The organism is Williamsia muralis NBRC 105860, assembly GCF_001598915.1.
GTDB lineage: Bacteria > Actinomycetota > Actinomycetes > Mycobacteriales > Mycobacteriaceae > Williamsia > Williamsia muralis.
On sequence record NZ_BDAP01000005.1, the window covers coordinates 325,640 to 338,938 of the forward strand.

13 protein-coding genes are annotated in these 13,299 nt (G+C 64.6%); 5 read left to right on the plus strand and 8 right to left on the minus strand.

What is annotated here, in order from left to right:
• Window positions 1-67 precede the first annotated feature (67 nt).
• Window positions 68-1,429, plus strand: coding sequence for a sulfite reductase subunit alpha (locus WIMU1_RS19450; protein WP_062799609.1), 1,362 nt, complete (start codon window positions 68-70; stop codon window positions 1,427-1,429).
• Window positions 1,430-1,435: 6 nt separating this feature from the next.
• Window positions 1,436-2,278 carry a spermidine synthase gene (locus WIMU1_RS19455; RefSeq protein WP_062799610.1) on the plus strand — a complete coding sequence of 281 codons (843 nt, stop codon included), beginning with the start codon at window positions 1,436-1,438 and terminating at the stop codon, window positions 2,276-2,278.
• A 25-nt stretch (window positions 2,279-2,303) separates the two neighbouring features.
• Here the strand turns inward: WIMU1_RS19455 and WIMU1_RS19460 are convergent, their stop codons facing one another.
• Together WIMU1_RS19460 and WIMU1_RS19465 are read right to left on the minus strand one after the other, a co-directional pair.
• Complete coding sequence (locus WIMU1_RS19460; protein WP_062799611.1) at window positions 2,304-2,771, minus strand: MerR family transcriptional regulator; 468 nt, start codon at window positions 2,769-2,771, stop codon at window positions 2,304-2,306.
• A 9-nt stretch (window positions 2,772-2,780) separates the two neighbouring features.
• Window positions 2,781-3,638, minus strand: a complete 858-nt coding sequence (locus WIMU1_RS19465) for an SDR family NAD(P)-dependent oxidoreductase (protein ID WP_062799612.1) — start codon at window positions 3,636-3,638, stop codon at window positions 2,781-2,783.
• Between the two features lie 126 nt (window positions 3,639-3,764).
• On the opposite strand from WIMU1_RS19465, the gene WIMU1_RS19470 reads away from it, so the two are divergent.
• The gene (locus WIMU1_RS19470; protein ID WP_023953847.1) at window positions 3,765-4,217 is read left to right on the plus strand and encodes a DUF4262 domain-containing protein; all 453 of its coding nucleotides are present in this window, start codon (window positions 3,765-3,767) and stop codon (window positions 4,215-4,217) included.
• Between the two features lie 71 nt (window positions 4,218-4,288).
• Window positions 4,289-5,545 carry a VWA domain-containing protein gene (locus WIMU1_RS19475; RefSeq protein ID WP_062799881.1) on the plus strand — a complete coding sequence of 419 codons (1,257 nt, stop codon included), beginning with the start codon at window positions 4,289-4,291 and terminating at the stop codon, window positions 5,543-5,545.
• Between the two features lie 76 nt (window positions 5,546-5,621).
• Here WIMU1_RS19475 and WIMU1_RS19480 read toward each other — a convergent pair whose 3' ends face one another.
• Both WIMU1_RS19480 and WIMU1_RS19485 read right to left on the minus strand, forming a co-directional pair.
• Window positions 5,622-6,389 carry an ABC transporter permease gene (locus WIMU1_RS19480; protein WP_062799613.1) on the minus strand — a complete coding sequence of 256 codons (768 nt, stop codon included), beginning with the start codon at window positions 6,387-6,389 and terminating at the stop codon, window positions 5,622-5,624.
• Window positions 6,390-6,433: 44 nt separating this feature from the next.
• Entirely contained in the window at window positions 6,434-7,417 is a 984-nt protein-coding gene (locus tag WIMU1_RS19485) for an ABC transporter ATP-binding protein (protein WP_062799616.1), read from the minus strand.
• Between the two features lie 99 nt (window positions 7,418-7,516).
• Here WIMU1_RS19485 and WIMU1_RS19490 point away from each other — a divergent pair, with 99 nt between their 5' ends.
• Window positions 7,517-8,482 carry a helix-turn-helix transcriptional regulator gene (locus WIMU1_RS19490; RefSeq protein WP_062799619.1) on the plus strand — a complete coding sequence of 322 codons (966 nt, stop codon included), beginning with the start codon at window positions 7,517-7,519 and terminating at the stop codon, window positions 8,480-8,482.
• On the opposite strand, the gene WIMU1_RS19495 is transcribed toward WIMU1_RS19490, so the two are convergent.
• From WIMU1_RS19495 to WIMU1_RS19510, 4 genes are all read right to left on the minus strand, one after another.
• Complete coding sequence (locus WIMU1_RS19495; RefSeq protein ID WP_062799621.1) at window positions 8,479-9,201, minus strand: HAD family hydrolase; 723 nt, start codon at window positions 9,199-9,201, stop codon at window positions 8,479-8,481. The two genes, WIMU1_RS19490 and WIMU1_RS19495, sit on opposite strands and share 4 nt — an antisense overlap.
• A gap of 3 nt (window positions 9,202-9,204) precedes the next feature.
• Window positions 9,205-10,722, minus strand: a complete 1,518-nt coding sequence (locus tag WIMU1_RS19500) for a catalase (RefSeq protein ID WP_062799623.1) — start codon at window positions 10,720-10,722, stop codon at window positions 9,205-9,207.
• Window positions 10,723-10,875: 153 nt separating this feature from the next.
• A complete protein-coding gene (locus WIMU1_RS19505; protein ID WP_371850307.1) occupies window positions 10,876-11,694 on the minus strand; it encodes a potassium channel family protein in 819 nt (272 codons plus the stop codon).
• 153 nt (window positions 11,695-11,847) lie between these two features.
• The gene (locus tag WIMU1_RS19510; RefSeq protein ID WP_062799624.1) at window positions 11,848-13,254 is read right to left on the minus strand and encodes a cation:dicarboxylate symporter family transporter; all 1,407 of its coding nucleotides are present in this window, start codon (window positions 13,252-13,254) and stop codon (window positions 11,848-11,850) included.
• Between the last annotated feature and the right edge of the window lie 45 nt (window positions 13,255-13,299).

The following is a 13,299-nucleotide window of genomic DNA, read 5'->3' on the forward strand; positions in this document are numbered from 1 at the left end:
TCAACGACGCAGCGGTGCCCGGCCCACCCGGGGCACTGGTTCCGACATCACGAACAATGGTGAGCTAATGAGAACTACCAACCTGCCAGACGACCTTGAACATACCGGCGACCAGCGATTGTGGTTGTCGGGTTTCCTGGCCGGTTTCGACGCCGGCTCGACGACGGATGGCGCCGTCGCGGCGGACCGCGACGCAGTTCTGGCCGCCGCCCGAGCGGCACTCGCCGAGCTCGACAGCGGGGTGTCGGCCCCGGAGATACCCGGCGCCGAGGAGATCGCAGACCGCCCGGCCAAGCCGAAAAGGTCACCGTGGACCCGCAAGAACCCCTATGCCGCCACGCTTGTCGCCAATCGACCACTGCGCGGGTCGGATTCGGCCAAAGACGTCCGTCATGTGGTCTTCGATCTCGGCGACAGCGACATCGACTACGAAGCGGGCGACGGCCTCGGCATCCGACCGGTCAACGACCCGCACCTGGTGTCGGCGTTGATCACCAGGATCGGGGCAGATCCGCATCAAGTGATCACCACCCGCGCCGGCGAGTTCACCCTGGTGGACGCATTGACACACGAGTACGAGATCTCTCTTCCCACCCGCGACCTGATCGATTTCATGGCCGAGCGGTCGCGCGATGCCGAACTCGATCACGTTCTGTCCACCGAAGAACGTGAGGCCCTTGAAGGTTGGTTGTGGGGCAAGGACGTCCTCGACCTGCTCGACCTCGAACCCGCGCTCGAGATATCCGCGACCGAGCTGCTCGAACTCCTCAGACCGCTCACCCATCGGGTGTACTCGATCTCGTCGAGCCCACTGACTCACAAGGGCATGGTCCATCTGACCGTGTCCGCGGTTCGGTATCGCTCGGCGCAGCGCGACCGCCGAGGGCAGTGCTCGACCTACCTCGCCGACCGGCTCAAGGCGGGCGACACGGCCGGTGTCTTCTTGTCGAAGAACCGCTCGTTCCGCCTGCCCGACGACGACTCGGTACCGGTGATCATGGTTGGCCCGGGTACGGGCGTTGCCCCGTTCCGCTCCTTCCTCTACGAACGCAAGGCCAGGGGCGCTCGGGGACGCAACTGGCTCTTCTTCGGGGACCAGTTCCGGGCAACGGACTTCATGTACGAAGACGAGATCGTGCAATTCCGCCGCGACGGCGTCCTCGACCGGCTTGATCTGGCGTTCTCACGGGATCAGGAGCAGAAGGTCTACGTGCAGGACCGGATGCGGGAGTACGGCGCCGACCTGTTCACCTGGCTGGAGGACGGTGCCCACTTCTACGTGTGCGGCGACGCTTCGCAGATGGCGAAAGATGTGGATTCGGCTCTTCATGACGTGGTCGCCGAGTACGGCGGGTTCGATGCCGAGACGGCGGAGGACTACGTCAACACCCTCAAGCGGGAAAAGCGGTATCTGCGAGATGTGTACTGACCTCTGATGGGCCGCGCATCGCGACAACCCAAGGCCCGCAACGATTCCGGCGGGCCGCAGCCCGGCGTGTACCCGATCGACACCGGCAGCTGCGAGCTGGTTCGTGACCACCTCACCGACGGTTGGATACTGAACGTCAACGGCGTGCAGAGTTCTCACATCAACCTCTCCGACCCCACCCAGCTCGACTTCGAGTACATGCAGTGGATGGCCGCGCTCATCGCTGACCGCTGGCCGGCCTCGAGCCGACTGCGCGTTCTTCACCTCGGCGCCGGCGCGTGCTCGATGGCTCGCCATCTGGCCGCGAACTATCCGCAGGCCCGGCAGGTCGCGGTCGACATCGACGACACACTGGCTCGATTGGTGCGGGAATGGTTCGATCTGCCTCGTGCTCCCCTGCTCCGACTGCGGGTGGGTGACGCCCGCGAAGTCACCGAATCACTCACCGACAACAGCCGGGATCTGATCATTCGTGACGTGTTCTCCGCCGCCGTCACCCCACCGGCACTGACCACCGCCGAGTTCACCGCTCAGGTGCGTCGGGTGCTGGCCCCTGGCGGTGTCTACATGGTCAATTGTGGTGACACCCGCGACCTTTCACTCGCCCGATCAGAAGCCGCCACCTTGGGGACCTTGTTCGAGCACCTCGCGATCATCGCCGACCCTGCGATGCTCAAGGGCCGTCGTTACGGCAACATCGTGATCGCCGCCGCTGACACCCCGCTCGGCGAGTCACCAGCAGTTGCCCGGACACTCCTCGGCGGCGGCGTTCCAGCGCACATCTGGCTCGACCCGAAGGTGCGTTCCTTCGCCACGGGTGGCCGCGTTCTGCACGATCAGGCCGGGTGACCCCGCCGGCAGCACAAGGGTGTGATCACGGCCCGATGTTGCCGCCGTAGGTCGCGATCTTGTACTCGGTGGCCGCCAGCGACAGCTCCAGTTCGCGGATGCGCCGGGTGATCGTGTTGCGTTGCTCCACCATGATCTCGAGGCGCTCGGCAACCGTCCGCTCCCCTTGGTCGGCCAATTCCACATAGTGCTGCAGATCCCGCATCGGCATGCCCGACAAGCGCATTCGGGAGACGAAGACCAGCCGCCGAACGGCGGCGCCATCGTAGGCACGCCGGCCGGCAAGATCTCGTGGCACCGTGACCAGGCCGGCTCGCTCGTAGTAGCGAAGTGTGTGCGCAGACACGCCGAGCAGTTCGGCCACGTCGGCGATGCCCAGCGGGCCGTCCACGTCGCCGGTGTCGACCAGGCCGTGGACCACCTCGACGGTCATCGACTCGTCGCCGCCCTGCAGCGCCTCGAGCGCTCGACTCATCAGATCTCGGGTCGCCATGATCCAACGCTAGACCGGTCGAACCGATTCTGGGACGCCCGGAAAGTCTGCGCTCTCGGACAGTGCGGCGATCTTGTCGAGCTCCTCGAGTCCACGTCGGTGAGCGGTGGCGAGCCGACGTACCGCTTCACGTCCGAGTGGGACCCGCAACGGCGCGCTCTCGGCGTCGACCAACGACCGGATGATGTCCGCCGCGCGAGCGGGATCGCCCTCCTGCTTTCCGTCCACGGCCAGCATGTCGGCGCGCACCGCAGCCAGCAGAGGGCCATAGGTCTTCGATGGCGTTGCGAGTTTGAGTACGTCGGGTGCGTTGAAACCGGTTCGGAAGCGGCTCGGCTCGACGATGAGAACTCTGATGCCAAATGGTTCCACCTCGCCGGCCAACGCTTCAGACCACCCTTCGAGCGCGAACTTACCCGCGGAGTAGGACCCGGCACCCGGGAATGACACGCGTCCGCCTTGGCTGCTGATCTGCACGATTGTTCCTTTGCCCTGCTCTCGCATACCGGGCAGTACCGCCCGTACCAGGGCCGCAGGACCGAACAGGTGCTGGTCGAGCATGTCTCGTAATTGCCGGTCGTCGATCTCCTCGGCTGCCCCGATCTGCCCGACTCCACCGTTGTTGACCAATAGGTCGATGGCACCGAAGCGCTCCACGGCTCCGGCGACGAGGTGAGCCGCAGAAGCGGTGTCGCGCACGTCGTGGCGAACCGCCAGCAGCGCGTCGGGGTACGTGGTGAGCAGATCGGCGATCCGCTCGGGTCGTCGCATCGCGGCAACCACGCAGTCCCCTGCTGCCAACGCCGCTTCGGTGAGAGCCCGTCCGATGCCCGAGGATGCGCCGGTGATGATCCAGTTCTTTGTCATGGTGGCGACGCTAGGTCTTCGAGCGCACTCGAACGCAACCCTCCGTCAGAAGGCCGACTTGTCAGAGGCCGACGTTAACCTCCCGGCACAACGATCTGCACCAGCCAGACAGCCAAGGAGGACGCCATGCGTCAGCAATCCGATCCGGTCGATTTCGCCCACCGCGCGATTGCCAAACGCTATTGGACGGTCACCGCGGTACGGGCGGCCGTCCAGGTCGGATTCCCGTCGCTCGCCTACACCACCGGGCTGACCTCGCTGGCACACCCCGAGCTGATCATCTACGGACTCGAACCGGGCACCGCCGGATCCATCCTCAACACTGTCGGACACCGGATCGCACGAGCTGGAGGCAGCCTCACCGCCGGTGAACGCCTGTCGGGTTTCTTCGACAACGACCTGGACCTGGTGGCCATCGAAGCACTCACCACATCGGACCTGCGCGTCGCGAACCGCGTCTACGGCAGTGTGTCGGCGTGGCAACTGGTCTGGCCGGATTCGGCAGGGCTCTACCCGTGGAGTGCCGGCTACGGCATCGCCAAGACCGTGCAGCCCCTGGCGGGCCTGCCTGCTGCATGACCTCGGACCGGATCGGCTGATGGGTCGACATCAGATGCGTGTTCGGCGCACCATCGTCGATACTGAGCGCCATGGTCACCCTGTCGCGAGGCGCAAACACACTCATCTCTTCCGGCGTTCTCACTGTCGCGGTCACCGGAGCGTCGCCCGGCACAGTTGACGTGATGGCGTTTCTTCTCGGCGACAACCACAAGACGCGAACCGATTCGGACTTCATCTTCTTCAACCAGCCGCAATCGGCCGACGGCGCGGTTGTGCTGTCGGGTGGCACCACCCTGACGGTCGACCTCGAGAGGGTGCCAGCCGACGTCCACACCGTTGCCGTTGCGGTTGCCTGCGACGAGGGGTACTCGTCTCCCCTGTCGGCGCTACCCGCTCTGGCGGCCACTGCGAGCGGGACCGGAGTCCAGATCGAGCTACCCGCAGCCGGATTGAGTACCGAACGTGCCGCGGTGTTGGGCGAGATCTATCGGCGGGGCGGTGAGTGGAAGATCCGCAATGTCAGCGCCGGATGGGATCGCGGCTTCGCGGATCTGGTTCGGGAACACGGTGTGGAGGTCGATGACGAACCCGCGGCCACATCGCCCGCCCCCGAGGTCCCGGCGGTGAGATCTGTTGCGGGTGAAGAGAAACTATCCCTCGACAAGCGCCAGCGCCTCGACATGCGCAAGCGTGAGGTGCACAAGGTGCTGCTCAGCAAGAACGCGACCGGCGTCCGAGCCCGGGTGATTCTTGTCATCGACAAGACCGGGAGTATGTCCAGGCAATACTCAGGCCGGGTGGTGCACCGCGTGGTCGAACGGATGCTGGCGGTGGCCACCCAGATCGACGACGACGGCCAGTTGGAGCCGTACATGTATGCCCGTGGTTTTGCGCGTGTCCCCGACATCAGTGTGACGAACGTCGAGTCGTGGACCGAGGAGTTCCTCCACTTGTCGGGTGTTCACGGGGGCATCGACTACGACGCGATCGGAGCGTCGAACGATGAACTGCCGATCATCAACGAGATCCTGAACACGGTTGTCCCCGGACGGCCGGTGCTTGTCCTGTTCTTCACCGACGGCGGTTTCCGGAAAAAGGGACCGATCAGCGAGCTGATGCGTGCCGCGTCGAGCGCTCCGGTGTTCTGGCAGTTCGTGGGGATCGGCAGGGCCAACTACGGAGTCCTCGAACGACTCGACGACATGGAGGGCCGCGTCGTGGACAACGCCGGCTTCTTTGCTCTCGACGACATCGATCAGGTGTCCGATGACGATCTGTACCAGCGTCTGCTCTCGGAATTCCCTGATTGGATGCGGGCCGCCAAGACCGCAGCCATCCTGCCCTAGAGGATGCGAACCGCAGTCTGGCCTTGTCACGCACTCCGCCGAGGAGTGCGTGACAAGGCCACATCTCGTGATGGGATCAGCTGCGCGACGCCGCACTGATCGCCCGCACACCTGCGGCAATTCCGCCGACGGCCACGATGAGAGCCGCGATCACACCGGATAGCACTGTCTTGGCGTCGAAGTCGCCGACGAACAGCGCGCGCTCTGCTTCCACCACGTAGTGCAACGGGTTGATGTTCACCAACACCTTCATCCATCCCGGCGCGTCATCGAGCGGGAGCATGGTGCCCGACAGGATCAGCATCGGGAACATCAGCGTCTGCTGTACCGTCCAGAACACCCAGTCCTGTTCGCGCACAGCAAGAGCCAGCGTGTACGACAGGGCTCCGAGTCCGACGCCGAACACACCGAGGATGAGGATGCCGATGGCCGCTCCCCCGAGGTTGATGTCGAAGCCCAACGGCAGACCGACCAGCAAGATGATCACGGCCTGCGCTGCGAGCGGCACCATTTCTTTCAACGCGCGTCCGATCAGCAACGAGCTGCGGCTCAACGGCGTGACGAGCATCCGCTCATGACTGCCCGAGTGGATCTCGTCCATCAGGTTGGAACCGGTCATCGACGTGCCGAAGATCGCGATCATCGCCAGCACACCCGGAATGAACCAGTTCCATACATTGCCCGAATCACCGGCACCCGGAACATCTTTCAGAAGCGGGCCGAACAGGGCAAGCAGGATCAGCGGCTGCACGAGGCTGAAGATCACGGTGAACGGATCCCGGACCGTCGGCCGCAATTCACGGGTCAGAACGATGGAACTGTCGCGGATGATTGATGTTGTCATCGGTTTCTCCTGAAGACTTGGCAAAGGGTTTGAGGGAAAGGTGTTCAGACGGCTGCGGTTTCGCGCAGGCTTCGTCCGGTGAGTGACAGGAAGACGTCGTCGAGGGTCGGGCGCGTCGAAGATGCACTACGTACCGCAACAGCCCTGGCCGCAGCTGCGGTGATCACCTGGGGCAGCACCTTGTCGGCGCCGACAACCTGCAGTTCGACGGACTCGCCGGTCACCTCGGCGCTGCGTACCGCATCGATCGAGGTGGCGATCCGGGCCAGTTCTGCGGCACCGTCGGAGGAGTCGGCGGTGAGGCTGACGCTGTCGCCGGCAAGAGTGTCTTTGAGCGCCGCCGCGGAGTCGTCGGCGATGACCGTGCCCTTGTCGATGACGACCACTCGCTCGGCCATCGCGTCGGCCTCGTCGAGGTAGTGCGTGGTCAGCACGATCGTGGCACCGGTCTCCGCGCGCAACCGCTGGATGTGTGTCCACAGGTTGGCCCGGCTCTGGGGATCCATGCCCGTGGTCGGTTCATCGAGGAAGATCACCGGAGGCCGGTGCACGATGCCGAGCGCGATGTCGAGTCGACGACGCTGACCTCCCGAGAGAGTGCTCACCTTTCGGTTCTCCATCCCCGTGAGGTCGAGAGCCGCGATCAATTCGTCTGCGCGAAGCGAACTCTCGGCTTTGCCGAATCCGTAGCACAGACCCTGGGTGATGAGTTCCTCACGTACGCGTTGATTGTTGCCGCCACCGTTGCCCTGGCCCACGTAGCCGATCTTGCGCCGGACCGCATCGGGCTCGTCGGCGATGTTGTGGCCGGCCAGCCACGCCGCGCCGGACGTGGGCCGCAACAGCGTGGTGATCATCCGCAGCGTGGTGGACTTACCCGCCCCGTTGGGCCCGAGGAATGCGACGAGTTCCCCCTCCTTCACCGCCAGATCGATGCCCTTGACTGCTTCGACGGTGCTCTTGCCCTGCTTGAAGGTCTTGGTCAGGCCCACCATCTCGATGGCCGGCATGTCGTGTGTCTGAGTCATCTCTGTTGTCCTCCCGGAATGAGTCGCGAACTGCGATGAGAGGAACCTATGACCCATTGCGGACAGTAACGGTCCGCAATATCTGGCATTGTCGAAAACATGTTGGATACCTCAGCGCGACTACTCCGGCTCCTGAGCCTGCTTCAGACCCGTAAGGACTGGTCGGGAGCAGACCTGGCGGCACGGCTCGGCATCACCACCCGCACCGTGCGCCGCGACATCGACCGGCTACGCGAACTGGGGTATCCGGTGGACGCCAGTGTGGGAGTCGGCGGCGGGTACCAACTCGGCGCCGGAGCCGAGATGCCACCGCTGCTTCTCGACGATCACGAGGTGCTGGCGGTGGCGCTGAGTCTGGGCGCCGGCGCAGCCAATTCGGTCACCGGCCTCGATGAGGCGTCGGTGCGCGCGATGTCCAAGTTGCGTCAGGTGATGCCGTCGCGGCTTCGGCACCGGCTCGATTCGCTGCAGGTCGACGCCACCCCCAACCGAACCCGGGTGGCGGTGGATGCCGGCGTTCTCGCCGATGTCGCGGCGGTCTGTCACCGGCACGAGCGACTCCGGTTCGACTACAAAGCCCGTGACGGAGCAGAGAGCAGGCGTGAAGTGGAGCCCTACCGCCTGGTCCGCAGCGGCGCGCGGTGGTATTTGCTCGCGTGGGACCTTGGTCGCGACGACTGGCGTTCATTTCGCCTAGACCGGCTCACCCCGAAAATCCCGACGGGCCCGCGCTTTTCACCTCGGTCACTGCCCGAAGGCGGCGCCGCGGCATTCATCGCGCGCAGCCTGGGGTCCGTGTACCGCCAGGCCAACGCGCGGGTGCAGATTCACAGTCCCGTCGAAAAGGTCGCCGACATGGTCGACGCCGAGTGGGGCGTGGTGGAATCCGGCGACACCGACAGCTGCGAGGTACAGCTCTACGGCCAGTCTGTCGCGTCGATCGCACGGTGGCTGTACGCGTTCGACGCCGATTTCACAGTTCTGTCGCCCACCGAACTGCGCGACGAATGTGTGTCGCTCGCCGAGTACCACCTTCGGGTTGCCGAGCGTTACCGCAACGCCTAACGCCGGCTTCCGGGCGAGGCGCACAACCCATCGACGGTCTTGGCGAGGTCGTCCGCGAGATGGCGCGCGTCCTGGAACACCCGCTTGGCGCCGGCACCCCGGAGGGCATCACCGCCGATGCCGCCGGTCAGCACGGCCACCGAACGAACACCCACCTTTGTCGCCGCGATGGCATCCCAGGTGGCATCGCCGACCATGACCGCGTTCGAGGCACTCACCCCGGCGCGCTCCACCGCGATCTTCACCACCGTCGCGTCGGGTTTGGCGGTCTCCACGTCTTCCCCGGAGGTCACCGCATCGATGTGGTCCTCGACCTCGAGCAGATCACGCAGGATCTCCAGTTCCTGTTGCGGCGCCGAGGTCGCAAGGACCACAACGTATCCGAGCTCCTTGGCCCGTCTGACGACGTCGCGCCCACCGGGCAAGATGGTCAACGAATCGGACCGACGGAGATAGGCCTCGGTGTGTTTGCTCGACGCCGCATCAGCCAGATCCGACCTCCCCGGTGCGTCCGCGCCCACCCCCGCGATATCCAGGAGTTCGTCAACCAGGAGCGACCCATCCATCCCGATGCGGCGGTGGATCTCCCAGTGGGGAACGGTGAGATCGACATCGGCCAGCGCCTCATGCCAGGCCGCGACGTGGGCATACACCGAGTCCACGAGGGTACCGTCGATGTCGAACAGGACCGCGAGTTTCCCGTGGTCGATCTCTGCCATGCCCTACGCCTTCTGCTGCATGCCGGCGCGAGCCGGATTGCCCTGGTCCGCGGCCTTGGGATCGGACTCCCCGGCCTTGGACTCCACACCGTCCCGGATCGCCTTGCCGACACCGGGGTCGATGCGCTGCCAGTACTCGAAGGCCCGGCTGAGCACCGGGTCCTCCACTCCGTTCAGCAGATGACCGACGACGTTGTCCACCAGTCGATCTCGGGCATCCTGATCCATCACCTCTCGGATGAGCGTGCCCGCCTGACCGAAGTCGTCGTCCTGTGGGTGATCGACGTACGCGGTGCGCACGATGTCACCATCGGCCGCCCAGCCCGGCTCACCCTGGAAGTCGTTACGCGCGGCAGGACCGCCTTTGGAATTGGGTGCGTACACGGGATCGGACACGTTGGTGACCCGCATCGCGCCGTCCTTGGAGTAACTGTGCACCGGATACTTCGAGGCGTTGACCGGAATCTGCTTGTAGTTCACGCCGATTCGGTATCGGTGTGCATCCGCGTAGGCAAACGAGCGCGCCAGCAACATGCGGTCCGGACTCAACCCGATCCCGGGGACGAGGTTGTTGGGCTCGAATGCGGCCTGCTCGATCTCGGTGTGATGGTCGGTGGGGTTCCGGTCGAGCTTCATCCGGCCGACCTCGATCAGCGGATAGTCGTCGTGCGGCCAGACCTTGGTCAGATCGAAGGGATTGAACCGATACGACGTTGCGTCGTCGAACGGCATCAGCTGCACCTTCATGGTCCACGTCGGGAAGTCGCCACCGTCGATGGCCTCGTACAGATCACGGGTGTGGTAGTCGGTGTCGGCGGAGGCCATCTGGTCGGCCTCGTCCTGGGTGAACGTCTCGATGCCCTGGTCCGTCTTGAAGTGGTACTTCACCCAGTGCTTGGCACCGGAGCTGTTCACCCAGAGATAGGTGTGGGAGCTGTAACCGTTCATGTGCCGCCAGGTCCGCGGAATCCCGCGATCACCCATCAGCCAGGTGACCTGGTGCGCCGACTCCGGGGACAGCGTCCAGAAGTCCCATTGCATGTCGTGGTCGCGTAAGTTGTTGTCCGCGCGCCGTTTTTGTGACCGGATGAAGTGCTGGAACTTCAGCGGGTCCTTGATGAAGAAGACCGGCGTGTTGTTGCCGACCATGTCGTAGACACCCTCGCTGGTGTAGAACTTGAGCGCGAAGCCGCGGGGGTCCCGCCAGGTGTCGGGGCTTCCACGCTCGCCCGCCACGGTGGAGAATCTCGCGGCCATCTCGGTGACGGTGCCCGGCTGGAAGACCGCTGCGCAGGTGTAGTCGGACACATCAGCGGTGACCTCGAACGATCCGAACGCGCCACTGCCCTTCGCGTGGGGCTGCCTTTCGGGCACTCGCTCGCGGTTGAACTGGGCCATCTGCTCGATCAAGTAGTGATCGTGCAAAACGATGGGACCACCGGCGCCCACTGTCAGCGAGTGCTCATCGCTGGTGACCGGAGCACCGGAATCCGTTGTCGTGTTGAACCGTTCGTCTGCCATGCGCGCCTCCAGGGCTTGCTGTTCGATCGGTCTGTCGACCCGGGGGCTACAGGCCGACTCTTCGTAGCCTAGCGACTGGCCTACCGCTTTTCATTGCTTCGACGGTCGCCGATCCGCCGATTCGCGCTACGACCAGCTGCTTCTCCGCGCGGGTCACGGCCGATGTTCGGCGTCGCCCGAGCCGACGACCGCACCATTGGTCGTCGATCCCGGGTGCGCCTGTGGTGTGAGCCGAGCGATGTCGGCCCGCAGGTCGCGGACCTCGTCGTGCAGCGCGTCGATCTGACGCTTGGTGGCCGCGAGATTGGCTTCGTCGGTCTCGTTGACGCGTTCGACGATCCAGGTGGCGATGCTGGCCGTGACGACGCCGATCAGGCTGATGCCACCGATCATCAGACCGACCGCGATCATCCTCCCGGTGAGCGTGGTCGGCGCGTAGTCGCCGTAGCCGATGGTGGTGACCGTGGTGATGGACCACCACAACGCGTCTTCGAAGTTGCGGATGGTGGCGTCGTCGCTACCCCGCTCGGTGTCGAGGATTGCCAGCGACGCGACGAAGATCAGCATCAGGCAGGCAACCACCGTGTACGCCAGCACCCGCCCGCGGATTGCCTGACCGGCAACGCGATGGAGCACGGCGAGTACCGCGAGCAGACGCAGCAGACGTAGCGGGCGCAAGACGGGTAACGCGACGATCAGCAGTTCGGGTAGGTGCCGGACGAACCAGCGGAGTCGCTCACCCGCGAGACCGAGCCGCACGAGATAGTCGATGACAAAGCCGGCCCAGGTGATGAAGATGACCGCCTCGAGGAGGTCCTCCGCCGTTCCACCCGGTTGGGCGAGTACTTCGACGGCGTAGCAGAGCACGAACACGACCCCGGCGATGGCCAGCGGCCACTCGGTCAGATGGATCCACCGGTCCTGCTGTGAGATCGCAGGGCTGTGCGCGCCATCGTCGACCTCTGTGGCCACCTGGTCCCCTCACGTCGCGAACGCCCTCCCGACGGGTGTGACCCCGCGGGGCTGTTCGATTCGCCCATTTCAGCAAATTGTCGACGGTCACCGCATGAAAACAGCTGTGCCGCGGACCAGCGGTCCGCGGCACAGCATTGCCAGAAGTGACACTCAGGCAGTCACCGGCTTCTTCGTGGTGTCCACCTTCGTGCCGGAGTCGTCGTCTTTGTCCCAGCTGTCGTGGCCGTCGTCGACCATCGTCAGCTCGTCGAACGGATCGTCACCGCGCAGCACGCTGTCGACCTGATCCTTGTCGATCGTCTTGGTCCAGGAACCGACCAGCATGGTTGCCACGGCGTTGCCGGAGAAGTTGGTCACCGCACGCGCTTCGGACATGAACCGGTCGATTCCGACGATGATCCCGACGCCGTCGAGGAGTTCGGGACGGTGGCTCTGCAGACCGCCGGCGAGCGTGGCCAGGCCCGCGCCGCTGACGCCGGCAGCCCCCTTGGAGGCAACGATCATGAAGACCAGCAGCGAGATCTGCTCCCCGAGCGAGAGCGGCTGACCCATGGCATCGGCCACGAACAGCGAGGCCATGGTCAGGTAGATCGCCGTGCCGTCGAGGTTGAACGAATAGCCGGTCGGGACAACAACTCCGACAGTGGTGCGCTCGACACCGAGGTGCTCCATCTTCGCGATCAGCCGCGGCAACGCCGACTCCGACGACGAGGTGGCGAAGATCAGGAGATATTCACGGGCGAGGTAGCGCACCAACTTGAAGATCGAGACGCCGGCGACAAAGCGGAGCAGCAGGCCGAGGATCCCGAAGACGAAGATGACGCAGGTGACATAGAAGCCGAGCATCAACGTCAGCAGTTCGGTGACCGCACTCCAACCGGTTTGGCCGACGACGTTCGCGATCGCGCCGAAAGCGCCGATCGGGGCGAGCCACAGCACCATGGCGAGCACCTTGAACACGATCTTCTGCAGCGTCTCGATGGCTCGCAGTGCGGATTGGCCCGATTTGCCCAGACTCTGGATGGCGAAGCCGACCAGCAGTGCGATGAACAGGGTCTGCAGCACACTGCCTTCGGTCAGCGCCGAGAGCATCGACGTCGGGATGATCGACTGGATGAAGTCCAGCGTGCCGCCCGATTCGTGGGCCTTGTCGGCGAGTTCGGTGCCCTTTCCCATCGCCGAGGGGTCGAGGGTCAGGCCATCACCGGGCTTGAGCAGGTTGCCGACCACGAGTCCGATCGCCAGCGCGACCGTCGACATACCCAGGAAGTAGGCGAAGGCCAGGCCGCCCACCTTTCCGACGGTGGCGGCTGCGCGCACCGACCCGATGCCGAGGACGATGGTGCAGAAGATGACCGGGCTGATCATCATCTTGATCAGGCTGACGAACATCGTGCCGAGGACTCCGAGGTCTTTGCCGACCCCGGGAGCCAGGATGCCGACCAAGACACCGGCGATCACGGCCACGACCACCGCGATGTACAGCCAGTGCGTTCGATCGCGTCGTTTCGGAACGGCAGCGTCCCCGTCGGCCTGACGATCGTGTGTGGTTGTCATGATCGAACTTCCTTCTGACTGGTGACAAGAATGGGTCTGCAAGGA

Excerpts from the sequence above, each read along its gene's own strand:
- WIMU1_RS19500 (WP_062799623.1), bottom strand. The coding sequence starts at position 10,722 with ATGGCAGACGAACGGTTCAACACGACAACGGATTCCGGTGCTCCGGTC.
- WIMU1_RS19470 (WP_023953847.1), top strand. The coding sequence starts at position 3,765 with ATGCGTCAGCAATCCGATCCGGTCGATTTCGCCCACCGCGCGATTGCC.
- WIMU1_RS19460 (WP_062799611.1), bottom strand. The coding sequence starts at position 2,771 with ATGGCGACCCGAGATCTGATGAGTCGAGCGCTCGAGGCGCTGCAGGGC.
- WIMU1_RS19455 (WP_062799610.1), top strand. The coding sequence starts at position 1,436 with ATGGGCCGCGCATCGCGACAACCCAAGGCCCGCAACGATTCCGGCGGG.
- WIMU1_RS19510 (WP_062799624.1), bottom strand. The coding sequence starts at position 13,254 with ATGACAACCACACACGATCGTCAGGCCGACGGGGACGCTGCCGTTCCG.
- WIMU1_RS19475 (WP_062799881.1), top strand. The coding sequence starts at position 4,289 with ATGGTCACCCTGTCGCGAGGCGCAAACACACTCATCTCTTCCGGCGTT.
- WIMU1_RS19465 (WP_062799612.1), bottom strand. The coding sequence starts at position 3,638 with ATGACAAAGAACTGGATCATCACCGGCGCATCCTCGGGCATCGGACGG.
- WIMU1_RS19480 (WP_062799613.1), bottom strand. The coding sequence starts at position 6,389 with ATGACAACATCAATCATCCGCGACAGTTCCATCGTTCTGACCCGTGAA.
- WIMU1_RS19450 (WP_062799609.1), top strand. The coding sequence starts at position 68 with ATGAGAACTACCAACCTGCCAGACGACCTTGAACATACCGGCGACCAG.
- WIMU1_RS19485 (WP_062799616.1), bottom strand. The coding sequence starts at position 7,417 with ATGACTCAGACACACGACATGCCGGCCATCGAGATGGTGGGCCTGACC.
- WIMU1_RS19495 (WP_062799621.1), bottom strand. The coding sequence starts at position 9,201 with ATGGCAGAGATCGACCACGGGAAACTCGCGGTCCTGTTCGACATCGAC.
- WIMU1_RS19490 (WP_062799619.1), top strand. The coding sequence starts at position 7,517 with ATGTTGGATACCTCAGCGCGACTACTCCGGCTCCTGAGCCTGCTTCAG.